At 59.5% G+C, this 24537-nt stretch carries 23 protein-coding genes and 1 pseudogene; 15 read left to right on the plus strand and 9 right to left on the minus strand.

Annotation, left to right across the window (positions count from 1 at the left end):
- Complete coding sequence (locus AUR64_RS19980; protein ID WP_082230615.1) at positions 1-1233, plus strand: PQQ-binding-like beta-propeller repeat protein; 1233 nt, start codon at positions 1-3, stop codon at positions 1231-1233.
- On the opposite strand, the gene AUR64_RS05280 is transcribed toward AUR64_RS19980, so the two are convergent.
- Genes AUR64_RS05280 through AUR64_RS05305 form a run of 6 tightly spaced genes read right to left on the minus strand, consistent with a single transcriptional unit; the run spans position 1226 to position 8569 of the window.
- Positions 1226-3370: a VirB4 family type IV secretion system protein gene (locus AUR64_RS05280; protein ID WP_240479587.1), complete on the minus strand. Its 2145-nt coding sequence runs from the start codon at positions 3368-3370 to the stop codon at positions 1226-1228. The genes AUR64_RS19980 and AUR64_RS05280 overlap by 8 nt on opposite strands.
- Positions 3367-4470: a hypothetical protein gene (locus AUR64_RS05285; RefSeq protein WP_058580909.1), complete on the minus strand. Its 1104-nt coding sequence runs from the start codon at positions 4468-4470 to the stop codon at positions 3367-3369. The genes AUR64_RS05280 and AUR64_RS05285 overlap by 4 nt, the downstream gene beginning before the upstream one ends.
- Before the next feature lie 15 nt (positions 4471-4485).
- On the minus strand, positions 4486-5592 hold the full coding sequence (locus AUR64_RS05290) for a hypothetical protein (RefSeq protein ID WP_071391220.1): 1107 nt from the start codon (positions 5590-5592) through the stop codon (positions 4486-4488).
- 3 nt (positions 5593-5595) lie between these two features.
- Positions 5596-6441, minus strand: coding sequence for a hypothetical protein (locus tag AUR64_RS05295; RefSeq protein ID WP_058580910.1), 846 nt, complete (start codon positions 6439-6441; stop codon positions 5596-5598).
- Positions 6438-8114 (minus strand): hypothetical protein, encoded by a 1677-nt coding sequence (locus AUR64_RS05300; protein ID WP_338035568.1) that lies wholly within the window; start codon positions 8112-8114, stop codon positions 6438-6440. The genes AUR64_RS05295 and AUR64_RS05300 overlap by 4 nt, the downstream gene beginning before the upstream one ends.
- Positions 8115-8155: 41 nt before the next feature.
- The gene (locus tag AUR64_RS05305; RefSeq protein WP_058580912.1) at positions 8156-8569 is read right to left on the minus strand and encodes a hypothetical protein; all 414 of its coding nucleotides are present in this window, start codon (positions 8567-8569) and stop codon (positions 8156-8158) included.
- Positions 8570-9021: 452 nt separating this feature from the next.
- Here AUR64_RS05305 and AUR64_RS05310 point away from each other — a divergent pair, with 452 nt between their 5' ends.
- From AUR64_RS05310 to AUR64_RS05320, 3 genes are all read left to right on the plus strand, one after another.
- Positions 9022-10272 carry an RNA-guided endonuclease InsQ/TnpB family protein gene (locus AUR64_RS05310; RefSeq protein ID WP_058580913.1) on the plus strand — a complete coding sequence of 417 codons (1251 nt, stop codon included), beginning with the start codon at positions 9022-9024 and terminating at the stop codon, positions 10270-10272.
- A gap of 439 nt (positions 10273-10711) precedes the next feature.
- Positions 10712-11890 carry a PQQ-binding-like beta-propeller repeat protein gene (locus AUR64_RS05315; RefSeq protein ID WP_205628377.1) on the plus strand — a complete coding sequence of 393 codons (1179 nt, stop codon included), beginning with the start codon at positions 10712-10714 and terminating at the stop codon, positions 11888-11890.
- 123 nt (positions 11891-12013) lie between these two features.
- Positions 12014-12625, plus strand: coding sequence for a hypothetical protein (locus tag AUR64_RS05320; protein WP_058580915.1), 612 nt, complete (start codon positions 12014-12016; stop codon positions 12623-12625).
- Between the two features lie 46 nt (positions 12626-12671).
- Here the strand turns inward: AUR64_RS05320 and AUR64_RS05325 are convergent, their stop codons facing one another.
- Positions 12672-13286: a hypothetical protein gene (locus AUR64_RS05325; RefSeq protein WP_058580916.1), complete on the minus strand. Its 615-nt coding sequence runs from the start codon at positions 13284-13286 to the stop codon at positions 12672-12674.
- Between the two features lie 220 nt (positions 13287-13506).
- Between AUR64_RS05325 and AUR64_RS05330 the strand changes: the two genes are divergently transcribed.
- Together AUR64_RS05330 and AUR64_RS05335 are read left to right on the plus strand one after the other, a co-directional pair.
- On the plus strand, positions 13507-14238 hold the full coding sequence (locus tag AUR64_RS05330; protein ID WP_082230616.1) for a bacteriorhodopsin: 732 nt from the start codon (positions 13507-13509) through the stop codon (positions 14236-14238).
- 187 nt (positions 14239-14425) lie between these two features.
- A complete protein-coding gene (locus AUR64_RS05335; protein WP_058580918.1) occupies positions 14426-14686 on the plus strand; it encodes a hypothetical protein in 261 nt (86 codons plus the stop codon).
- A gap of 23 nt (positions 14687-14709) precedes the next feature.
- Here AUR64_RS05335 and AUR64_RS05340 read toward each other — a convergent pair whose 3' ends face one another.
- On the minus strand, positions 14710-16143 hold the full coding sequence (locus tag AUR64_RS05340) for a S8 family peptidase (RefSeq protein WP_058580985.1): 1434 nt from the start codon (positions 16141-16143) through the stop codon (positions 14710-14712).
- Between the two features lie 221 nt (positions 16144-16364).
- Between AUR64_RS05340 and AUR64_RS05345 the strand changes: the two are divergent.
- Positions 16365-16688 (plus strand): annotated as a pseudogene (locus AUR64_RS05345) (DUF2071 domain-containing protein); the annotation flags it as partial.
- Between the two features lie 76 nt (positions 16689-16764).
- Here the strand turns inward: AUR64_RS05345 and AUR64_RS20870 are convergent.
- A complete protein-coding gene (locus AUR64_RS20870) occupies positions 16765-16902 on the minus strand; it encodes a hypothetical protein (protein WP_169794654.1) in 138 nt (45 codons plus the stop codon).
- A gap of 53 nt (positions 16903-16955) precedes the next feature.
- On the opposite strand from AUR64_RS20870, the gene AUR64_RS05350 reads away from it, so the two are divergent.
- From AUR64_RS05350 to AUR64_RS05380, 8 genes are all read left to right on the plus strand, one after another.
- Complete coding sequence (locus tag AUR64_RS05350) at positions 16956-18287, plus strand: IS200/IS605 family transposase (protein WP_058580919.1); 1332 nt, start codon at positions 16956-16958, stop codon at positions 18285-18287.
- A 421-nt stretch (positions 18288-18708) separates the two neighbouring features.
- Positions 18709-20169 carry a sulfatase-like hydrolase/transferase gene (locus AUR64_RS05355; protein WP_058580920.1) on the plus strand — a complete coding sequence of 487 codons (1461 nt, stop codon included), beginning with the start codon at positions 18709-18711 and terminating at the stop codon, positions 20167-20169.
- Between the two features lie 2 nt (positions 20170-20171).
- Positions 20172-20597 (plus strand): GtrA family protein, encoded by a 426-nt coding sequence (locus AUR64_RS05360; RefSeq protein WP_058580921.1) that lies wholly within the window; start codon positions 20172-20174, stop codon positions 20595-20597.
- Positions 20598-20668: 71 nt separating this feature from the next.
- Positions 20669-20971, plus strand: coding sequence for a hypothetical protein (locus tag AUR64_RS05365; RefSeq protein WP_058580922.1), 303 nt, complete (start codon positions 20669-20671; stop codon positions 20969-20971).
- A gap of 167 nt (positions 20972-21138) precedes the next feature.
- A complete protein-coding gene (locus AUR64_RS20875) occupies positions 21139-21297 on the plus strand; it encodes a hypothetical protein (protein ID WP_169794655.1) in 159 nt (52 codons plus the stop codon).
- A gap of 110 nt (positions 21298-21407) precedes the next feature.
- Positions 21408-23168: an ATP-dependent DNA ligase gene (locus AUR64_RS05370; RefSeq protein ID WP_058580923.1), complete on the plus strand. Its 1761-nt coding sequence runs from the start codon at positions 21408-21410 to the stop codon at positions 23166-23168.
- Positions 23169-23238: 70 nt separating this feature from the next.
- Positions 23239-24225 (plus strand): MBL fold metallo-hydrolase, encoded by a 987-nt coding sequence (locus AUR64_RS05375; protein ID WP_058580924.1) that lies wholly within the window; start codon positions 23239-23241, stop codon positions 24223-24225.
- Positions 24226-24323: 98 nt separating this feature from the next.
- Positions 24324-24503 carry a hypothetical protein gene (locus tag AUR64_RS05380; protein ID WP_058580925.1) on the plus strand — a complete coding sequence of 60 codons (180 nt, stop codon included), beginning with the start codon at positions 24324-24326 and terminating at the stop codon, positions 24501-24503.
- Positions 24504-24537: the final 34 nt, after the last annotated feature.

The following is a 24537-nucleotide window of genomic DNA, read 5'->3' on the forward strand; positions in this document are numbered from 1 at the left end:
ATGGTCCCTCCTTCACGCCGTCAATTCCTCGCCGGACTCGGTACCCTCGCAACGACCGGGGTCACTGGCTGTCTCGACGTCCTCCCTCGTTTTCCGAAACGAGTCTACAACCAAGACGCAGTCACGACACCCAGAACCCCAGGTTGGCGAAGCAAACACGGAGGCACTGAACGCCGAAGCATAGCCACCGGTCGCCTTCCAGCGGACGCCACAGCAACACCCGTTCTCACAGTTGATGATTGGTGGGAAGGCCAGCCTGTCTTCGCTCCTAACCAACTCATCATCCCCGCACAACTCCCTCCAGAGGGCGATTCGTACGAACCATCCTTCGAGGGTCTTCTCGCACTCAATCCACGGACGGGTCGCGAGCAGTGGCGGTTCGCCTACGAGAAACCGTTCGCAACCCCCACTGTCGTCGGCAACACCATCTTCGTTCAGGGAGACACAACCTATGCGCTCAATCGGAGTGATGGCTCAGTATACTGGGAGTATCGGAGTGGATACGGCTACTCAGGCACCGCACCCGTCGTCGCCAATGACATAGTCGCCATCATCGCTGCGAGATCCCGAACGGTCGTTGGCATGGATGCCCAGACAGGCGAACAGCTCTGGAGCACACCGCTCGTTCACAACTTCCCGACAGGCATCGCAAGCGATGACCAAGGAATTTACGCATGTACACCCAGTGATGACGAGAATCCGGGTGAACTCGTCAGACTTGACCCAACCACTGGCGAGTACGAGTGGCGTACAGGACTCCAGGGCCGAGTCGCAACGCCTGTCGTAGGATCGGATCGAGTATATTTCTGGGTTGACTTCCAACTCAGAGCCTTCGACAAGGCGACTGGAGAACAAGCGTGGGCCACTACACTTCGAGGTTCACGACACGAGTATCCGAACGTCGCAGTTGACAATGGCCAGTGTATTACGCTCACACAGAATCCGGGACGGTATCCGAGGGTGGTTGCACTTGATGCGTCAAGTGGCGATCAACAGTGGCAGGGACCACACACTCACACTGTCGACTATGACCCGCTCTCGGTGACTGAGGCACATATTTACGTCCCGGTCGGAGAGTCCCACGAACTCGGCCTGCTTGACCGCACAGACGGGTCGATAGTCGAAACCTGGACGCTTCCGGGCCATCCAGTGACAGGGGTTACAATTGATGACGGCAGTGGTGTCTTGGTGACGCGCGCGGAGACGGCACCTTCGATAACAGTGCTCAACTAATGACAGTCGACGAAATTTCACCATCCCTATGATTCTCTACACTCCTCTCCTTATCACCACCAACTGATTCGCTGTCCGTAGCCCCAGGCAACTCCACTCGCGACTGCTCTTTGGCGTTGAAGTCGATGACGCGCTGTTCTTTCGGCAAGGCTCGAACCTCAATTCCTCGCCAGTCGTTATCCACACCAACCAGTGCCTCTGAATACCCGACTTCCTCACTGCCCAACACAGCGTTCTGTACGTACCGCATTTGGGCATGGTTTAATCCAAACTCATTCGCCCAGTGTTCGTCCATGCCGTCGAGTTGGTGGAACTGCTTGACTGCACACTGGTCGAGAATCGCCTCCGACTCATCGTGCTGGAAGAACTCGTCGACAGTCTGTGTCACGAGTCGAATCGAGAGGTCGTGGTGACGGTGATGTCTGAACACCGTCTCTAAGAACTGTAGCGTCGCCGTATCCTGCATGATGTACCGCGCTTCGTCGATGACGAACACGATCTCTTTGTCCGTCTCTTTTGCACGCTCGTAGACGAGCGAGATGAGGAGCTGCATGATGAGACTCGTACTCCCACCGACGCTGCCGTCTTTCTGCCCGAAGTCGAGATAGATGATGTCCTCGTTGCGAATATCGAACTCTGTTTGCTTTCCGAGGTTCGCGTATCGGCCGCCTTCTTCGAATGGCCGGAACTGATCGAGCAACCACTTCGCATCATCTCGAATCTTCTCGGACTCAGCGTCTGAGCGAACGACGAATTCCTCGGGGTGCTCAACCATCTCCTCGAAGACGTCCATCATATCCCGCAGCGTCGGACTCTCACTGTCGTGCGTATCGATGTCGTCAGTAATCCCCTTCCGAGCATACGCTTCATCGCGTGCTGTCTCAACCGTCGTAAGGCGGTCCCCAAGCTCCACACCTCGGAGTGCGAAGAAGTTCATCAGGAAGCTCAACGCGTCGTCTTTCTTGTCTTTGAACGGACTCGCGTCCTCACCCATCGCCCGCCGCACACGCTCCGGCGTCTGCTTCAACTCAAGTGGATTCAACCCCATATTCCCACCAACCGTAATTCGCTCTGCACCGAGGGCTTCTGCGACCCCGGCCCAGTTGTTCAGTGGTTCGAGGATGATTCCAATTCGGTCCTCGCTTTGTTCGATGGAGCGAATGAAGTTCTGTTTCGACCCAAACGACTTGCCCGAACCGGGATCGCCAATGGTGAACATCGCATAGCCGTTCTCACGAGCGAACGGGTCTATCACGACGGGACTGCGGTTGTCTTTGTGAACCCCGAACTCGACGCCACCCTCTTCGAGAATCGTCGCGTTATGCGGTGAGGCGAGCAACGCTCCAACAGCCCCTCCCAGCGCAATCGCTTCCCGGCCAAACCGGTTCGGACCAACAGGTGCCGCAGACTGGAGTGCCAGGTCTTGTTTACAGAGTGCAGTCTTCGGGATGAGGCCCGCAGGTTGGTCACGAAGTGTACTGCGAACATGACGGACTGACTCACTGAGTTCTGCCTGTGTCTCGGCACGTACAGTTACGAACATTGCTTGGTCGAACACGCGAGCTCCGCCTTCGACGGCGGTGTACGTGGCGGCAGCTTCACTGGCGCGGTCTTGGAGGTACACACCACGTACAGAGTGTTCGAGATCCGCATCGGCTTGCAGGCTGTCTGCGACTTTCTGTAGTTCATCACGCGCTGCCTGCTGGTTCTTCGGTGTGATATGAACTGTGAGGTCGAACTCGACATCAGTGAGGTCGAAGAGTTCGTTTAGATACCCGTCTTTCGGGTAGTCGGGATACTCCTCGATATACAGTGTCTGTGTCCACTGTTCACCGACGACTGCACTTCGCGTATTCCACTCGATAGCAGCTGGTGCAACCGTACTCTTGTGTCGTTCTGCGATATCATCGAGCACCTGACCTTCGGCACTGCCGCGTTCGACCGTCTCGGGTTCCAGCACATCTGCCATGTCGACAGTCTCCGTCTCATCGCCCGAGCGTCGGTCGTACAGACGTTTCACCACAAGCGCGAGCACGAATACACCGACGAGGATGAGTACGAACCCTTCAGGCGTCGCTGGATTCGGAAGCGACTCAGCGATGCCATCGATCGTATCCGCCTGCAGCAGCGTGCTCATGTTTCATCCTCCCGACGAGTGGGCTCACCCACGAGGGGTTGCTCACGAACGACGTGCGACGCGTCGTCGACATCGTACTCTTCGCCGTTCCAGAAGTCCATGCAAAGCACAAACAACTCGACAGTACTCAGTCGACGAGCAGACCACTCATCGGCTTGCTGGATGAACTCAGAGCGAACCGTCGAGAGTCGCTCATCCAACCGTTCGAACATCTTCGCACGAAGCTCTGCATCCGAGAAATCCTCACGTCGCGTCACAAAGGGTGTAAAGAGAATTCCAATGAAGGGAATCGTCGTGAGCTTCTCTGCGGGCGTACGTTCGTATTGGAACCGGTCGTAGACTTCCAGCTGATTCACTTCGACGCCGAGGTAGTAGTGCAGTTGCTGAGTGCCGTCCATCTCTTCTGGACGACGGTCACGATACTCACGCAGCAACTCCTCGAATACTGGATTTGATTTCACGTCATCGTCTTGGAGTCGCTCTTCGGTTCGAGCGATGACTTTCTCGACTGGGAACGACCGCGTGGTGGTGTGGAACTTGAGTGGGAAATCCAGTTCTTTGTTCGCAAACTCGCTGGCAGCGTGCTGCAGTGATGCCCAGTTACCAGACATTGCAAAGTCCATATTCCCTGGATGGACCTCGATGAAGGCCTCCATCACACCGTCTTGCCGCTGAATTGCACTCGTCCCAGGCCAGGCACGCTCGATATTCGTCAAATCCTGCGTGCGCTCATCTGGCGTGAAGGGCGTGTAGTTCGCAAGCCCACCCTCGTTACGTGTCGTCTCCGTCTGCCCCCTGTTTGAGACATTGTAGGTGATCTGTGGTCGCTTTGCGTACCGAACCAGCGTGTGAAGCCACTGACTCGCTGAGAGGTGGTCAGGTGTGACGAAGATGAGGGCGGCTCCAAACCCGAATCCAGCGGCAATGAGGGGGACCGCGAGTGACTGCAACCCCAGTACCTCTGCGAGAAACAACGAGAGGATTGGGAATCCAAGAAGGACACCGACGTCTCCCTCGTCAATGTTGAGGTAGGGAATGCGACTTTCTTCGCCAAAGGCGTTCATTACGCGTCGTGCTGCGCCGTTGCTATCTGTGGACATATTTGGAGAATCGTATTAGGGGTCGTTCTCGGTGCGTCGGTACTGCGGAACAGAGCTATTCGGACCGCTGTCGGCGAGGTTGTCGTGTTTCGTGCCACCGTTGTCTGGATCTGCCTGTGTACGTTGGCCGACTTGCTGAGCGACTACGTGTCCAGCAGCGGCTCTGGGTCCGTATCGAGCCGCTGTCGAGGCGACGTGTGCGCCACCAACGTAGCCGCCGGCTGCAACGGCACCCACTGTGACGGCTGCAGTAGAGGCAGTGCCGATGACTCTCGCAGTCAGTGGGGTGCCGTACTTGAACACTTTCCACGAGAGATACAGCGCCAGGACGGGCAATGAGACAGCGACGAGGTATTCGAGGAACTCCGTCGGCGGGTCGAGGGAGGCGTCGCCGACGAACAGTACTTCGTAGCCTCGGAAGAGAATCGCCGCAGGTAGGGGCAGGATAGCCAACGGGACAAATTGCTGGCAGAGCCGCTTGGCGATATCTGAGACGATAGGGAGGTTGCCATACGCGACGGCGATGCCGAGTGGCATCCCATACATGTAGATGTAGAGTAGGACGTTTCGGATGTAGTAGAGCGCCTCCAGTGCGATCATCGCAAGGCCACCAATGGCAGCCATCACCAGGGTGAACGCAGGGTTAGAGAGGATACTGGGGATGAATTTGATCATCTCATTTCCGAGAGAGCCAAGACTGGGAATGAGCGCTAGTGTGAATCCATCTACGAGAGTCAGCGAGAGAACACCAATCCAATACCAGCACATAATGAGGAAGGCACCGGTCCACGCATTTTTGCGCGTTTTCTGGGCTTCATACCCACTACTGAAATTGAAAATCCGGAGCGTGTGTCGTCCCTGTACAGAGACTAACAGGATGAGGAACGAGAGCATCATCAGTTCGCCACCAACGACCGTGTCGTAGATGGATGCCCACGGCTCAGAGACAGGGGTACCGAAGACGAGCGAGTTTGTCGCTGTCTCTGGAGTTGGGGTCCCAAACGCGATACTTTCGAGTTGCTGTAGGCCCTGTCGGTGGCCATTTTGAAACCACTTGACGAGTACCTGGACAATGTCCTCGAACCATTTCTTGCCAACGTCGACAAACGGGATTTCAGGCATAGCTCAATCAGAGATCGTTGTGTCACAGCCGTCGTACCGGTCAGATTCCGAATACTCTATTCTACGAGATGCGGTGGTCTTCCCATCAATCTGCGACTGGACGACAACTCTAAACGAGCCAGATTGAGGAGTTGATTTGCAGTCAATGCCGTTGTCGGCAGCAAACGAAAACGGAAGTGAAATACTGAAAATCGTCTCCTCGCTATCCGCTGTTATAGCTACTGCATCAACACCGCGCTGATTGTTTGCATCAGGACCCCAGATTCCACTCACATCACCGGTTTCATAATCCGTCGTTGGACCTGGAACGTCACCTTTGAACAGAAGTCTCGTTATGGCATCTGGTCCAGTCCCCCGATTCTCAACAGTGACGAGTGCTTGCTGGTCTTTGAACGTGAGTTCCTCCGGAAAGCGTTCGAGATGATTTGCTCCAATACCCACTTCGACGATCTGCAAATCCGGCTCAATTGCGAGCACCGAGCTGCCGATCTCATCTTCCCCTCGGAGCGCGAGTACTCGATACTCTCCAGGCGTGTACGACGTCCCCAGCTCGAATGCAGCACGGGAGACGCCTTGTGAGAGTTCTTGGCTGTCGAAGAGCTCTCCATTCGGAGAGATGACGTTGAGGTGCTCAACCTCGGCGTCCGCAGTGAGTTCAACAACTAACTGCAGTCCCTCAACGCTAACTTGCTTTAATGGACCAGAGTCGCCGGTCCCATCCGATGCAGTACCATTGCTTCCAGTACTATCGTCACGACTACTCGTACAGCCAGCGAGGCCGACGAGTGTTGCACCGGTAATGCTAGAGAGGACGGTTCGTCTGTCGATCGTGAAGTCTGATTGTGTCATATGTCGAATTTCTCGAATTGGAGGAAGGAGCCGAGTTTCAGTCCGGCTACGAGCGCGACGAGGAAGGGAACGAACCACCAGAGCGTTTCGAGTAAGAGACTGAACACACCCGATATCGACCACAGTGGATGGTGTCGAACAGTCGCTTCATCTCCAGTATAGGCTGGGTCGTGCGAGAGCCACGACCCTGCGTGATACGTTGCGGTGAACATCCCATGACCGTCGACGGTCACGAGTGCAACACCAGAGTCGTTCGTCTGGACGCGCTCGCCTGCAACAGAGACGTATCCGTATCGAGTTTCTGTATCAGGGAGCGAATTCGAGTCTCGTCGAAGCCCAATCGGCTCCCCTGTCTCGTCGTCTCGCAGCTCAACACGGAGTGTCGTCTGGGAGGCGTCGCTGTCGACGACCTCCAGCGTGAGATTGCTCTCGCGGAGATCACGTTCGGACTCCTCAGGTGGCGTCTCAACCGTTGCGTTCACACCACGGACGATTCCACGGACAGTGAGATCCTCACGATGGGTTTCGTCTGTCCGGACGGCGATGCCGGACGACTGTGTGAAAAACTCGTTGACGACGCCAACGTGGACATTTTCACCAATCGTCTGAGTAGGACTGTCTCGGTCGTAGCCCCAGACACGCAGTATCTCCGGGCCGGTCTGGACAGGATACGCCCGTGGTCCGAGGACGGACGGATACGCGTGCACGTAGACAGGGAGACTATCAGATTGAACGGAGACCTCTCCGTTCGCGCTTGAGCGGACAAGGCTGTCCCACCGGGTATCGCGTGCGGTGTAGAAACGCCAAACACCACGAACCCGATCCTCACTACCAAGCGAGTATCCCTGCCAGGGTTGGTCGATGAAGACCGCCGTCCCTGCGTCACCATCCGGATACGTGGCTGTGTAGAGCGAGGCCTCGGGATCGTAGACCGTGACGTCGATACTGTCGGAAACGACAACTGAGCGCGTTACTTGCTCAGTAGCACCCGCAGACTGGTTTCCAGTCGACCGTTCGAACTCGACTGTAATCTCAGCCTCAAGCGTGAGCGTCGTCTGCCCACTGCCGTGGAGTTCGTAGTCGAACGCTGGTTTGTGGGTCCCGTCTACTGTGTCGAGTACGTCACCGTCTTGCAGGAGTCGGACCGATTCGATCTCGTGGCTAACCACCGACCGGCGTGGTGATTGATTCGACGCCTCCAGTGTCGCGATTCGGTAATCAACGACCCCACTGAGTCGGCCCTCCCGGGCGACATAGAGTGGTGACTCACTCGGTTCGATGTGTGTTCGAGTCGACGGTTGGACAGCGAATATTGTTGCGTGTGCATCCCGGACGATTGTGCTGTCTTCGAGATTCGCGTGCGAGGGATACACAGAGGTACTGGCGTTCCCAGGGCTGTAATCCTCGAAGTCATTTGTCGTCCACGTCGCTGCAGTCTCTGGTGGACGTTTGAACGCAAGGTCGGTGCAATCGCCGATTTCACCGAGAAGTGAGCGGTTCTCGTCGAACTGCTCGTAATACTCGGTATTCGAGGTACAGGCGTCTGGATCTCGCGACCAAAGCGTCGCGGTCTCGTTTTCCGTGAGTCCGTTTCCTTCGGTTCCCGGCTGTGGTGGTGTCGCAACTACGAGGCCAGCATAGAAGCTGACGACGAGACACAGAGCGAGCACCACACGAAGTCGGGAACGCATATTGTGAGATAGGTTTCAGCGAGTTACCACGGCGTGAGGTTGACACACTCTGCGAGTGGAAGCCCCATCATCGAACCTGCGACGGTGTAGAGCGGGCCGAGGATGAGGAGGATGAGTCCGGATTTGAGTGCAGAGCGCCGGTGCTGCTTGATGCTACGACGTTGCTCCGGAGTGGTGGTGAACAGCTCGGCAAGGGAGTCAGCTTGCCACGCGATTGCGACACCGAGGACGCCAATTCCCGTGGTCAGTTGGAAGAATCCCTCAATCATTCCAGGGAGTTTCGCAGCCGAACAGATGCCCGTCCCTTGGGCGAGCGCTGGTTGGATGGCTGTGAGGCTAAGTACTAGTGCAACTATTCCGAGCTTTCGGCCATACACTAGTGCAAATTTTTGAACTGAGCGTTGTTTCAGAGTGGTCTTTGGGTCTTCAGAGGCCATATTTGAAATCTATTATATTTTATCTGTCATAGACAAACTTCTGGTTTGTCTGTATTCTGTGACTGTACTCGAGGAGTGGAACAGTGGACTATAAAATTTGATACTCGTCGCATTTATCGACAGAATATCGGTATTTTCTAGATTTATTCCAATCTATCAGACACTCTGTACACTAAATTCACAGAAGCGATGATGGGGCCTCCCACCATCACGCGACACCTTAAGATTGATAAACTATCTGTCCAGTCCTCCGGTCTAACGATGCACGTTGTTGGTGTCGACGGTTGCCCTGACGGATGGCTCGCAGTAAGCTATCTTTCTACAAGGAGAGAATCCCGCCGTTTACCGCGGGCGTGAATCCGACAATATCGCCACGGCCCACCGACGACACTTTCGCCGGATATTCAACGCTAATCCACACGATTAAGTAACTGGTTCGACATTGGCTATGTATGGCGATTGAGGTCACTCGCACCTACATTGGTTCCATCCAGAACCACCGTCAGGTCTGCGATGGCCTCGACTCGCTTGGAGACTCCGCCTCGAAAATCTGGAACGTCGCACGATGGACAGCAGACCGCATATGGGACGAAATCGGTAAAATCCCAGACGAAGGTCCGCTAAAATCGTACATGAAGAACCAGTCGTGCTGGAAAGACCTGAACGCACAATCCAGTCAGAAAGTCATTGAAGAACTCTCTGACGCTTTCCAGTCATGGTTCGACTTGCGACAGAAAGACGATAAGGCGAATCCGCCCGGCTACCGCAAACACGGCGACACCCGACCACGTAGTACGGTCACGTTCAAAGCAGACGGCTTCAAACATGACCCCCAGAACAACCGCGTCCGACTCAGCAAAGGCTCCAACCTCAAGGAACACTTCTCAGACTTCATCCTCTGCGAGTACCAGACCCGCCCGGACGTAGACCTCTCCGAGGTGAACAAGGTGCAGAACGTTCGTGCGGTCTGGAACGACGACGAGTGGGAACTGCACTTCGTCTGCAAGGTCAGTCTCGAAACCAACGACTCAGCAGGCGACGAAGTAGCAGGTATCGACCTCGGCATCAAGAACCTCGCCACGGTCGCGTTCCCTAACGAGTACGTCCTGTACCCCGGTAACTCGCTCAAGCAAGACAAGCACTACTTCACGCGAGCAGAGTACGACACCGAGGGTGAGAACGGCCCGTCTGAGAAGTCGATGTGGGCACGCGAGAAACTCTCTGAGCGTGAATCACACTTCTACCACGTCCTCTCAGATACCATCATCACAGAGTGTGTCGAGCGTGGTGTTGGGACGCTCGCGGTGAGTTGGCCTGAAGACGTGCGGGAGTCCGACTGGGGGAAGACTGGGAACAAGAAGTTACATACGTGGGCATTCGACCGCATCTACCAGTACCTCAACTACAAAGGAGAGATTCGTGGTGTTGAGGTATTGAAAGAGAACGAGTGGGATACGTCGAAGACCTGCTCGAAGTGTGGTGACGACACGAAAGCGAATCGTGTCGAACGTGGCCTGTACGTCTGCTCGTCGTGTGAGTTGGTAGCCAACGCGGATTGCAACGGGGCGGAAAATATGCGACAGAAGATAACTCCGAGTCCTCACGGTGAGGATAGGAGTAACGGCTGTGTGGCACAGCCATCGACATACTTGTTCGACCGCGAGAGCGGGATGTTTCACACGAGAGAACGAGTGGTGTCGTAGACCGGCAAATATCCCACCTGCGGTACGGGAAGCCCCGTCGTTCACGACGGGGAGGATGTCACCTCCTGAGGGATGAACTCAGGTTGCAGCACGCGAGCATCGTTAATCATGCTTACCAGCAGTCTTCCTCGGGAGCTGTAATAAACGGAACCGGGTAATTTCCGATAGTTCCGATAACGAGCTTTAGGCTGCTCAACGAAACGCAGAACATTCGATCGGAGTGATTAGTTGGTCTGCAGCCAACCTCTGCCTATTCTCTCTATCTTTTCGTTTCGGAGAGAAACATATACCGGGTCGTAGAGAAGCGGCGACCATGCCGACCCCCCGCTCTCGCCGACAGCTCCTCCAGACGGTCGCCACAGGAGGATTGCTCGGTCTCGCTGGGTGTACCTCTACTCGGACGGACCGCTCACCTGCAGACAACTCGTCTCCCGTCGCATTGACAACGTCCACGACGGAAGCGCCGGAGGCCTCGGAGACGCCCGGGGAACTCACCTCGGGTCCCGACGAACGAGAGACGCGGACGCCACCGGGGTCGCCGAAACTCTCCCCGAGCGGTCGGTGGCCCACCTACCGGTTCGACGCGGCCAACACCGGTTACAACTCGTCCGGTAGAGGTCTCCGGGACGCCGACCACCACTGGCGACTCAGACCTGCCGGGTCCGCAAGCGTCGCCGACGGGACGCTGTTTACGCTCTCTGGAGACTCCGAGCACACGTCGCTGGCCCGGAGCGACCCCGCGACCGCCGCAACCCGGACACGGACGCGACTCGTCCAGTACGGGACGAACTCGCCGCCGACGGTGGTCGGAGACCGGGTGTACGTCACGTCGTTCATCGAGGTGTTCTGTCTCGCAGCCGACCGAGACGAACTGCTGTGGCGCGGCCCCGAGATGGACGGTATCCAAGGTGTCCCGACGGTCAGCGACGGGACGGTGTACGTCAACACCGGGGGCTTTCGGTCGGTGTCGCCGCACCTGCGAGCGTTCGACGCCGAGACGGGCGAACAACAGTGGCGCTACGACACCGACAGCGAGTCGAAGTCGACGCCGGCGGTCGCCGACGACCGCGTCTTCGTCAACAGCCGTGACGGACTCCACGCCGTCGACGCGACCGACGGAAGTACACTGTTCACCGTCGGCGACGCGGCCGACGAGTGGGGGACACCTGCGGTCGGCGGTGACACCGTGTACGCGATGGCGTACCGAGACGGTGCCGACGAACTGCTCGCCATCGACGCTGCCGACGGAAGCGTTCGCTGGCGCAAATCCGCCGGAGCGATGCGGAGCGTCCCGCCCGTCGTCACCCCGAACGCGGTGTACGTCGGTACGGACGCGGGAGTCGTCGCCGTCGACCCCACCGACGGGCGCGAGACGCTGACGCTCGGCGGAAGCGGCGAACCGGTCGCTCGTGTCGGCGACGTCCTCTACACCGTCCAGCGGGGGACGATTTCCGCGCTCGACGCGGCGGGGGAGGGCGAACTCTGGAGCTACGAGACCGAAGACGTGCAAGTTCACGACACCGTCGGGCAGACGATTTACGGCGTCACCCCCGTCGACGACGCCGTGTACGTGAGCGCCCGGGACGGGTTCCACGGCATCGGCCCGAGCGAGTCCTGAACTGTCCGTCAGCGAGCGTTTCGGCTTGTTTCTAAACGACGGCGGATTGACGTATCGAAACGCGTACTGGGTAAATATAAATAATGCGAAATGTTCATCTCCATTATTGTTATTCTGCCTCATATGTCAGTATTTGATAACCCAGCCGAAACCGGAGAACTCCCACTTCTCGAACGCGTACAGCACCTCGCAGCACAGGCGAACCCGGCGTTCGCCGGCGGCAGCATCCTCGTCCCACTTCTGTTCGTCGCCGTTTCGGTGGCGACGAACAGCGTCGAACTGCTCTTTTACACCCACGTCGCGGCTGGGGCAGTTTGGTTCGCGTTCGCGCTCATCTTCCCGGCGGTTATCGGGCCGGTTCTCGGCGGGCTCGACCCCGAGGTTTCACAGGAGGTGACCGCGAAACTCACTCCGAAGAGCGTCTTCTTCCTCTTCGGCTTCAGTCTCACGACGGTGCTTTCGGGAACGCTTCTGCTCACGGGGATGGGTCTCGGGTACGGATTCTCCTCGTTCTGGCCGACGGCCGCGCTGACTGCCGGATGGGGACTGTTCCTTTTCGGCTTGCTCGTCCCGCACCGACTCCATCTCCGGGCGTACTACGAGGGTAGTCGTGAGCGGCCCGACACGGAGTTACTGGCGTTGCTCGGCAAACGATTGCCCGTCATCGGTGTGTTCGAAGCCGTCGTGATGCTCGGCATCATCTTCATCATGACGGGGATGCGACTCGGAATCTGAGCGTTAATCTTGGATTTTTAGTGTGTTTCGTTGTGAAAATCACGGGTCAGGGCGGGAGACGGCGCTCCAACACCCGACTGAGCGAAAAGAGGACCGCAGCCAGTACCGCCGCGGGAACAGCGACGCCGACGACGGTGACGGGAACCGTCGTTCCAGCGAACGGGTTACCGCCGCCGGCGGCGAGAAACGCTCCGACCGCTGGTTCGCCGCCGTGGCCGAGAAGAAAGAAGCCGTCGACTGCGACGACGGCGAAAGCGCCGGTGACGAGACTAATCATCGAGGAGACGTCTTCGATACTCAGGAGGTGGCGTGCCTCGTGCTCGCTCAGCGAATCGCCTGTCCGTAACCGCCGGTACCCGACGTACAGCAGTCCGGCCGCCGCAACTACCTCGATTACACCTGCGTACGCGCCCAAAAGGAGAATCTTCGGCGTCGACGACAGCGGGTCACCACCCGGAAACAGTCCGCGCGTCGACGCGGGAAGCGTCATGGCCAGCGGCAACACGAGCGCGAGCGCACCCAGGATAGCTGCTTGCCACGCGAGTTTTCGCGGGATGGACTGCTTGAACAGACTGTGCCGTCGTGCCCGGAGTCGCTGGTACTGTGGCCCCTCGAGTAGTGCGGACGCAATCGGGTCGGTGACGCCGTCGTCGCTGTCCATACGAATCGAAGTTCAATCGGATACATGTGAACAAAACCGCTTCGGTGGCAGACGTGCTGAAGGCGTGGTATTTCGGTGATAGAGCGTCTGGCGAGAGATTCCGTTCCTCGTGAACGGTACATCGAATATCAAATCAAATGTAAGAGACTTCTAATTGAATTATTAAAATTTCTGCTAATGTCACGCGTAGCTTATCCTCTAGCAAACTCTACACCCGTGTATGGCAACGCCAGGTACAGAATCGATATGGCTCTGGGTCGGCACCATCGGGATGACGATCGGGACGCTATATTTCATCGGCCGTGGGCGAGGTGTCCGTGACCCCGAAATGCAGAAATTCTACATCGCGACGATATTTATCACGACCATCGCGGGCGCAATGTACCTCCTCATGGCGACCGGGTTCGGCCTCACGCAGGTCCAAGTCGGAAACCAGGTACTCGACATCTACTGGGCTCGATACGCGGACTGGGTGTTTACCACCCCGTTACTGCTGTTCGACCTCGCACTCCTCGCAGGGGCGAATCGAAACACCATTGCGACGCTCGTCGGCCTCGACGTGTTCATGATTGTCACCGGTGTCATCGCCGCGTTCGAGTCCGTCGCCGCCTACCGCATCCTGTGGTGGGGAATCAGCACCGGCGCGCTACTCGTACTCCTGTACGTGCTCGTCGGCACGCTCTCCGAACAAGCCAACCGGAAGTCGCCCGAGGTGGCACGGCTGTTCAGCACACTCCGGAACCTGACCATCGTGCTGTGGTTGCTCTATCCAGTCGTCTGGATTCTCGGGACTGAGGGGACCATCGGCATCCTCCCGCTGTACTGGGAGACGGCCGCGTTCATGGTCCTCGACCTCTCGGCGAAGGTGGGCTTCGGCGTCCTGCTGCTGCGCTCGCGCAGCACGCTGGAAGCGGCGACGAAACCCGAACCCGCGACTGCGACCACCGGGTAGCTACCGAGCACATCGCTCGTACGACTTTTTTGACGACGCACCTGTCGTGAGCGAGGGCGCTTCGATTCGACTTCTCACCACGTCGCGTAGCTACTGACCCTGTTCGTACTCGCGTCCGGCGACGTGAGTTACTGCGCTGTGGACGAATCTCAGCATACATCGGTGCCGAAACGCTACTCGTCACACGATGAGCGACACAGACCGACTGAAACGGCGAGTGCGGACGCTCGAACGTCACGTACTGGGCGCGGAGGCCGAAGATTTCGCTGGGGTTCCCTCGGAACGAACGGAGTGGCCGCTCAGCGGGTTGGTACACCGCATCCGACGACTCGAAGAGACCGTCGTCGACGACGACAACTCACCGAGTCTGGAGCAGCGGGTCGACGAACTCGAAGCGCGTATCGACGAACTCGAAACGGCAGCTTCGAACGGACGGACGGACCGATAAATCGAGACGAGGTGTCGCTCTGTTTACTGCGCGGCCTTGACCAGACGCTTCAGGTCGAGGTGGCCTGCACCGTGGTAAGCTTCGCTACCGCCTTTCACGCGGCTGGCGGTGTCTTTGATGAGCGCCTCGACTTCCTCGGCGCTAGCGTCGGGTTGCAGCGAGCGAACGAGTGCGACTGCGCCTGCGACCTGCGGTGCCGCCATCGAGGTGCCCGCCTTCCAGCCGTAGCCGGCGGAGACACTGCCGTCTTCTTCGACGACGTTGACCGTCGAGAACACGAGGTCACGCTCGGCACCTGCGACGCCACCGTTGAGTGCGTCGAGGTCGGCGTTGCCGCCGGCCGCCGAAACGTCGACGGCGCTACCGTAGTTGGTGTAGAACGCCGATTCGGTCGTCGGTTCGTCGAGACGGTTGCCGGTGAGCCACTTCTCCTCGTTGTCGGAGTGTTTGCCGCCCCAGCCGTAGCCGATGGGGCCGGTGGCGGCGACGCCGAAGATACCCTCCACTTCGGTCGGGAGGCTCAACACGCCTTCGCCGTCCATGTCGAGTGCGTCGTTGCCAGCGGAGTTGACGATGACCATGTCCTTCGTACGCGCGTATTCGGCGACCCGGCGGTACGCCTCCTTGATGGCGAGCAGTTCGGGGAACTGCTCGGGGTAGGCGTACGGCAGCGGATAGCCGAGGCTGATGTTCGCGGCGTCACAGCCGTTGTCGGCCGCGTAGAGCAGTGCAGCGAGCGTGTCACCGCTTGCGCCCTCGAATCCGGAGAACACGCGGAGCGCGACGAGTTCCGTCTCGGGTGCGGTGCCGAGGACACCGCCGGCGGGGCCGTCGTTGCTGTTCGTCGCCGCGATGGTGCCCGCGACGTGCGTCCCGTGGCTGCCTGCACCGTTCGGGCGGAAGTCTAGGCCGTCGGTCGTAAAGTTCCCCGAGAGGCCGTCGTTGACGACGCCTGCGAGGTCCGGGTGGGCGTCGTAGACGCCGGAGTCGACGACAGCGACGCGCGTGCCTTCGCCCTTCGTCGTGTCGTGGATGAACTTGCCGCCGCCGGGTTTGTCCGTCAGGTCGCCAACGTTCTGGACACGCTTGTCCCACTGGAGTTCGGAGTTCTTCGCCGGACCGTCGTGGTTGTGGCTCGCGCCGCTTCCGCTGGCTTTCGGGCCGTCGGCTTCCGCGGCGACGCCGCCGTTGGCCTGATACACCGTTACGTCCGGCGTCGTCGCCGCCGCTCCACCGACTGCTGCCGCGTCGCCGCGGGCGACCAGCATGTCGACTTGCGAGAGGTCGTGGACGATTTCGACGCTGTCGGGGATGTCCGACCGCGACACTTCGCGTAGGTCGACGAGGAATCGTTCGTCCGCTCCGGTCGCACCCGCGGCAGTGCCCGCACCGAGTGCGAGGCCGCCGATTGTTGCGCCGGTGAGCTTCAGAAACGTCCGCCTGTTATGTCGGGTCACGGTAGACAGTTCCACACAGTGTATAAATAATTTACTAAGATGTTCTACTCTTGAACTTAGTAAAACAGAAGCAAAGTTGCTGCACCTCCTGATTATTGTGTTCACGAACAGAGGTCAGTATTCTAGTTTCTCGCAGCCGCCGAGAGTCGGGAGGATGCGAGGGACGTCTGCGAAGTCACCAAACGGTTGGAATTTACTACACTCGGCGCTAACTGAGCACCATGGTTCTCCCGCTGGCGATGGGGTGGCGACATCTTCTATTCGAGAACTGGCGCGTCGACCCCGACCATCTCGCCACCCACCTCCCCGAGTCGCTCGACGTCGACGAGTACGACAGTTCGGGGTGGCTCTCGGTGGTGCCCTTCACCAACGTGAACGTCCGCCCGAAAGGGCTTCCACGACGACTGAGCCTCCCACTGCCCGAACTGAACCTCCGGACGTACGTCACCCACGACGGCGAACCGGCGGTGTACTTCTTCAGTCTCGACGCACAGGGAATCTTGAGCGTTCTCGGCGCGCGCGTATTTCACCATCTGCCGTACTACCTGAATCAAGGAGAGAGTCCCGTCCTTTAGGCCGGGCGTGAATCCGCCACTACATTTCGAAAACCGCGTTCGACGCTTACTCCGGGGTATCCTCCCTAACTTTCTTCTCGCCTTCGAGGAGCAACCCCTTCCACGTCAACCCACGATGTTTCTTCAACGCTTTCAACCGCTCGTACTGTTCCTCGTCATCGAACTCGATTCGGACCTCAACCATATAGTAACACATGAATCCCACATTTATGTGTGTTCGGGTACAACCAGTAGTTGATGAAGCGAGCCAACACGTTCGAGGTGATTCCGCAGTCCGCTGAGGACGAGGAGTTGCTTCGACGCCTGTTGGACGCTTCTGCCGCTCTCTGGAACCAAATCAACTACGAGCGCCGCGAGAACTACGCCGACCCAGACGCGGATGTATGGGACATCAACGAGTATCGCGGGCGCTACGGCGGGACACTTGGCGCTTCCACGGTTCAGCAAATCGAACGCAAGAACCGCGAAGCGTGGCGGTCGTTCTTCGCGCTCGAAAAGAAGAGCGAAGCCAACGGCAAACCCGGATTCTGGGGCAACGCCGAGGAAGGCCGCGAACTCCGCACGTACATCCGCAACACGTCGTACTCGGTCAAGTGGGGCGAATACTCCCGGCTCGAAATTCTCGTCGGCCAAGACCTGAAAGACGAGTACGGTCTTGGACACCGCGAACGCCTCAGACTCGAAGTTCGAGGCGAACCAAACTGGAAGGAGTACAAGAAGCAGGGTCGGTTGGAGTTGTTCTACGACGAGCAAGCACAGACGTTCAGGGCCTTTCAGCCAGTCACCGTCGATGATTCTCGACTGGCACACCCACTGGCTTCGGAAGAAGCCGCTCTGGATATTGGTGCGAACAACCTCGTCGCCTGCACAACCACAACCGGCCAGCAACTCCTGTACGAGGGACGCGGCTTGTTTGACAGGTTCCGTGAAACCACGCGAGAAATCGCTCGACTTCAATCACTCTTGGAAGAAGGACGATACAGCAGTCATCGTATCCGACGCCTGTACGACCGGCGAACGAAACGGCGTGACCACGCCCAAGACGCGCTCGCCCGCGACTTCATTGAACGCCTCTACGACGAAGGCGTCTCGACGGTGTACGTCGGTGACTTGACCGACGTGTTGGAAACGCACTGGTCGGTTGAGACGAACGCGAAGACGCACAACTTCTGGGCGTTCCGAGCGTTCGTGAACCGACTGGCGTGTACCGCCGAAGAATACGGTATCACGGTGGAAGTACGGTCTGAGGCGTGGACGAGCCAGACGTGTCCGAACTGCGGTTCGACAGAGGACACGATTCGCCACAAAGATACGCTGACGTGTTCGTGTGGTTTCGAGGGACACGCCGACCTTGTGGCAAGTGAATCGTTCTTGAGACGTCATCAGAACTCAGAGAGTTCTGATCGGCGAACGAGACACTCCGTATCTCGTCAACGGCAGACGACGGTAACACGGTCGATGGCACGGCCTGTATGCCTCAAGTGGGACGACCACAATTGGTCAGAGTCACCACGCTCAGTTCCCAACGAGGAGCATACGAACCCGCAAGTTGCCTCCGTGGGTCGGTAAGCGATACCCCCAGCGAGAGGAAACCTCGCCGTTCACGGCGAGGAGGATGTCATTACAGTCCCGGGCTGGACGTGGTCGCATCGCCGAGTGTGCGAGTTCTCGACTCCGAGTGAGTTACGACCGACTCGAACGAGCACCGACTAACCCAACTGTTCGCCGATTACGCCGACTGTTCGCCGATTACGCCGACTGTTCGCCGAATACATCGACTGTTCGCCCACTAACCCGACCGTTCGAGCGTTTGCGGCCCCGGCGACGGCCGGCCACCGAAACCGAAACTGTGAGAAGGACGACCCGCGTATGGTGAACGTTACTGACGCTCACGGCTCTGCCACTGACTGGACCGTCTCGCGGTGCGTGAGGCATTCTGTTCGGCAGCGTTCGAGACGACGTCAGTCTGTGGCAACACGGCTCGCTATCCATGACGATACACGCCGACATCTCCAACGTGGTGCTCGTGACGGTCGATTCGCTCCGTGCGGACGCGGCTAGTCCGTACGACGCGGACCGCCACACACCCGTACTACAGGAGTTAGCAGACCGAGGAACGGTGTTCGAGAACGCGTTTGCGACGGGTAACTGGACGCCGTTTTCGTTTCCCGGACTGCTCGCGTCCCGTCCCGTTTTCGCTGACTCGGGCCGCATCGGCGTCGACGACACGCCGACGCTCGCGGAGACGCTCACGGACGCGGGCATCCGGACTGGTGGGTTCAACGCCGCGAACGGCTTTCTCACCGAGTACTGGGGGTACGACGAGGGATTCGACGAGTTCGAACCGTTCGTCGCCGACGTCGGGTCGAGTCTCTACGGGCGGTATCTCGCCGCGCATCCAACGGTCGAAGGATGGCTCCAACTCGCGGCTTCGCCGTTCCGACGACTCTCCTCGCGGCTGAGACGCGACGGCGACGACCGCCCGTTTCTCGACACCTCGCGGATGCTCGACGCCGAAGGGGCGGCGACCTCGTTTCTCGAACGCGCCGACGAACCGTTCTTCCTGTGGATTCACTACATGGACGCACACACGCCGTACGTCCCCGCGCCGCGGTACATCCGTGAGGTCTCCTCGGCGATGTTCGGCACTCACCGGATGCTCTTGGCGCACACCAGAACCGGTCTCGGTTGGGAAGTCGGCGACCGGACGCTCTCGGACCTCCGGACGCTGTATCAGGGCGCGGTCAGACAGGTCGACGCGAGCATCGGCCGCTTACTCGACAGTCTCGACGCGGCGGGCCACCGCGAGGAGACGGCCGTCGTCGTCGCCGGCGACCACGGTGAGGAGTTTCAGGAACACGGCCACCTCGCACACTATCCGAAACTGTACGACGAACTCATCCACGTCCCACTTCTCGTCGACGTCCCGGGGGCAGATGCCCGTCGCATCGAGGGCCACGTCGGTCTCGACGCCGTCCCGCCGACGGTTTTGGACCTCTTCGGCGTGGACTCACCAGCGGAGTGGCGCGGTGAGAGCCTCCTCGGAAGCGTCGTCGACGGCGCGGACCCCGAGGACAAACCGGTCGTCTCCGTCGCCGTCCGCGGCGACGAGGTGACCCAGCAGCCGATTCCGCGGGCGCTCGCCGACGGCGACCTGCTGGTGAGTGCGCGGACCAGCGAGTGGACGTACATCGAGAACACGGAGACGGGCGACGCCGAACTGTACCACCGGCCGAGCGACCCCACCCAACAGACCAACCGTGCAGTCGACCCGACACCGGAGGACGAGGCGGTCATCGCCCGACTCCGCGAACCGGTGCGCGAACACGCGAAACGACTCGCCGACGCAAGTGAGCGTGGTAGCGACTCCGACGCCAACGGCGACGGCCCCGAAGCGGACGCCGTCGACGACGCCGTCGAGACGCGCCTCTCGGCGCTCGGGTATCGATAACGATGGTTCGAACGCTGCTTCGACGTCTCGCCGACGAACCGATTGCCGTCCGGTTGAGTCGATTCGTCGTCGTCGGTGCCGTCGCCGCCGGCGTCCAGATGCTGTTGCTGTGGCTGTTCGTCGAACAGGGACGCGTAAACTACCTCGTGGCGGCCGCCATCGCCATCGAGATAACCATCGTCTTCCAGTACGTCCTGAACAACTCGTGGACATTTCAGGCGTCGCAGAACACCGGCCGAACCTCGTTTCTCTCCGGGTTGGTGAAGACGAACCTCGTCCGCGGCAGTGCGATTCCCATCCAACTCGGCATTCTCTACGGGTTGGTGACGTGGCGCGGCGTTCCGTACCTACTCGCCAACGCTGTCGCAATCGTTCTCAGCGGTATCTACCGATACGTCCTCGACTCGCGGTGGACCTGGGCGGACTGACGGCGTTGACGTACTAACGACACGCCGACAGCGAATCTTCGAAGGAAATCGACGGCGAGCGTTACGCGACGGTGTTCGTCGAACCGGCGCGACTGCCGTCGGTCACCGTCACCGACTCCGGGTGTGGAACTCTCCTCGTCGACAACCCGACCGACGAAGAGACGCGAGTGCAGGTGAACTACGTCAGACACGACGAGAAGTTCTACGTCACCGTCCCGGCGGGTGAGTCGAAGGAGGTCGAGGTCGAACATCTCGATACCTCCGACGACGACACTTGGGTACGTCTCTTCGCGTACCACGGTGACGAGCAGATATTCGTCAACGGCGGTCCGAGTGACTCCGCCCACCCCAACGCGTGTCCGAGCGAGTCGTAACCGAACTCGACGCATCTAGCGAATCCACACTCTCTCTTTTTCTCATACATTTGTGGAGTAAAAACGCACGAGGGCGGTCGAGTCATCACTTTCACCGCGGATGGACAACCTTCTAAAGGGTCTACCGACACTCCCAACTACGCGGGCATCACGCCCACCTATCATCTATGTTCGAATCTGTCAAATCCGTCGTCGGCCGAGATACACGCGACACGACGTTCTGCGAGTGTCGTCGCTGCGGAACCACGCTCGATGCGGACGACGAGCGCTGTCAGTGCTGCGGGTCCGACGACGTCGCCGAGTACGCCGCCGAGTCGCTGCAGTGAGTTCTTCGGACCGCACACGTCACCACCGACTGTCGAGTTCTGTGAGCCACAGTTAGCGCTCAATCGGCCACCGGAGAGGGCTTATTCGGGTTCGCCACGTAGTCGAGACGATGGAGTATGCCGCCCTCGTCGACATCTACGAACACCTCGAAGCGACCGCCTCCACCAACGAGAAGACGGCCGTGTTGGCCGACTGTTTCGACGCAGCGAGTGAGTCACAGCTACCGATTCTCGCGACCTTGATTCGCGGCAAACTGTTTCCGGCGTGGGATAGCCGCGAACTCGGCGTCTCCTCCAGTCTCACCCGCGAAGCGATACGAAAAGCGACGGGCGTCGACGACGACCGAGTCGAGGAGTGGTGGCGCGAATACGGCGATTTGGGCGACGCCGCAGCGCTCGCTGTCGAGCATCGAACTCAGCAGACGCTGTTTTCGGAGACGCTGACGGTCGAGTCGGTCCACGAGACGCTCACCGACCTCGCCGAGTACATCGGCGAGGGAAGCCAGTCACGCCGCGTCGACGCCGTCGCCAAACTGTTGACGAGTGCCGACCCCGACGAGGCGCGGTACGTCGTTCGCACCGTCGTCGGCGCGATGCGTCTCGGCATCGGCGAGGGAACCGTCCGCGACGCCATCGCGGTAGCGTTTCTCGACGGCAGCGACGAAGCTATCGCAGTCGTCGAACGCGCCCACCAACTGACCAACGACTTCCGCGTCGTCGCCGAGACGGCGCGCGACGAGGGTGTCGAGGGACTCCGCGCGCTGGACGTGGAACTGTTCCGCCCGCTGAAGGTGATGCTCGCACAGAAAGCCGAAGGCGTCGGTGACGCGCTCACGGAAGTACAGGGCGACGCAGACGCGGCCGACGAGACGGATGCGACCGACATCGCCGACGACACGGAAACGGGGCAGAACGCGGTTCGCTGCGAGTACAAGTACGACGGCCTCCGAACGCAGATTCACAAACGCGGCGACGAGGTGCGGATATTCACTCGGCGCCTCGAAGACGTGACCGAGCAGTTCCCCGAAGTCGTCTCTGCGGTGCGTGAACGTATCACTGCAGAGCGCTGCATTCTCGAAGGCGAGACGGTCGGATACAGTCCCGAAACCGGACGACCCGTACCGTTTCAAGAACTCTCCCAGCGCATCAAGCGCGAGAACCGAATCGAGGAGTTGGTGGAGTCGGTGCCGGTCGTGACACACCTGTTCGATGCGCTCTACGTCGACGGCGAGTCGCTCTTGGACGAGTCGCTTCGCGTCCGTGTCGGCAGACTAGGCGACTGTGTCGACACCGACCCGAACGACTCTGACGACTCCGACGTACTCCGCCCGGCGACCGCGGTCGCGCCCGCGGACGAATCCGAGGCCCGCGAGTTCTACGAGGACGCCCTCTCTTCGGGCCACGAGGGAATCATGGTGAAGAACCTCGACGCGACGTACCAACCCGGGTCGCGCGTCGGCTACATGCTGAAGGTCAAGCCGCTGATGGAGCCACTGGACCTCGTCGTCGTCGGCGCGAAGTGGAGCGAGGGCAGAAAGAGCGAGTTTCTGGGCCGACTGCATCTCGCCTGCCGCGTCGAGGAGTCGGGGGAACTGCGCGACATCGGATGGTTGTTCTCGGGACTCACGGACGAACAACTCGCGGAGATAACGCACCGACTCGAACCGCTCGTCACGGAGCGAGACGGCCGCGAAGTTCGTGTCCGGCCCGAAGTCGTCGTCGAAGCCGAGTACGAAGAGATACAGCAGTCGACGGAGTCCGAGTCGGGCTACGCGCTCCGGTTTCCTCGGTTTGCAGGCTTCCGCGACGACCTCTCGTTCGACGAAGTCGACTCGCTCTCGAAGGTCGAACGGCTGTACGCCGAGCAGTGAGCAACGACGGGCAGTGAGACGGGGGTAACCGGCAGAACCCACTTTGCCCCTCGATTCGTCTCTCTACACAGTGACCGGGAGCGTCAGATACACCGACGGTATCCGCATCGACCTCGCAACCGGCGAGACGGTGGCCGCCGACAGCGAGTACGTCGACGGCGAAATCAACGTGCTGAGCCACGCCCACGGCGACCATCTCTACCGCTCTGCGCCCGGCGACGTGGTCTGCTCGGAACTGACCGCCGCACTGGCGAACGCCCGCCGCGACGACAAGGAACCGCTGACGCCGACGCCACACCCGATGGTCGAACTCGTCGACGCCGGACACGTCGCCGGGTCGACGGCTGCCGTCGTCGACGACGGCGAACGACGCTACTGCTACACGGGCGATATCTCGACGCGTGACCGTTTTTACCTCGACGGGTTCGAGCCGCCGAACGTAGATGTGCTGATAATCGAATCGACGTACGGCAAACCCGAGTACGTCCTGCCTCCGCAGAAGATAGTCGAGCGGGAACTGGTCGATTGGCTCGACGACACCGACGATAGACCCGTCCTTCTGTTCGGTTACTCGCTGGGCCGAGCACAGAAACTCCAGTTGCTCGCCGGACGCTCGGAGCGCTCGCGGTTGTTCGTCACGAAAGCCGTCGCGCGAATCAACGCCGTCGTCGAAGACCACCTCGACGTCTGCTTCGGCGCGTCACGCTTCACCCGAGACGTCGAACTCGGCGCTGGTGACGTGCTCGTACTCCCAACACAGACGAGTCGGTCCGCGTTCGTCGACGACATCGTCGAGGAGACGGACGCGGTGAAAGTCGGCGTCTCTGGGTGGGCCGTCGACGAGAGCTTCCGCTTCCGCGGCGACTACGACGAGACGTTCGCGCTCTCGGACCACTGTGACTTCACCGAACTCGTCGACGTCGTCGAACGCGCCGACCCCGAACAGGTGTACACGAACCACGGCTTCGCCGACGAGTTCGCCGACTATCTCGGTGCCGAACTCGACTACCAAGCCCGCTCGTTGAAGCGCAACCAGACCGCGCTCTCGGATTTCTAATTCCCCGTTGCGGTACGCACTGACCCCGCCGCTGTCGTTCAGTTTCAGTTTCACTCTGCTAGGCTCGCCTACAAGTCATTGAGTGGGAATGTAGGTGTATGAGCATCGCCGTGAGACGCGACCGAGAGCAGTCGCGGAAATGCATCGAGATTACCGAGTTGGCCGCCGAAGACGTTCCCGCCTGCATCGACCGGCAGCGCGAACGCGGCGTCGAACTGTACCTCGAACGGAGAGGAACCAGAACGTTTCTGGTTTCTGCGCCCGCCGAGAAACGGTAGTTCGACCGGCCAAGTCGAAGACTCGACTCGTCGA

This window comes from Haloprofundus marisrubri (genome assembly GCF_001469955.1).
Taxonomy (GTDB): Archaea; Halobacteriota; Halobacteria; order Halobacteriales; family Haloferacaceae; genus Haloprofundus; species Haloprofundus marisrubri.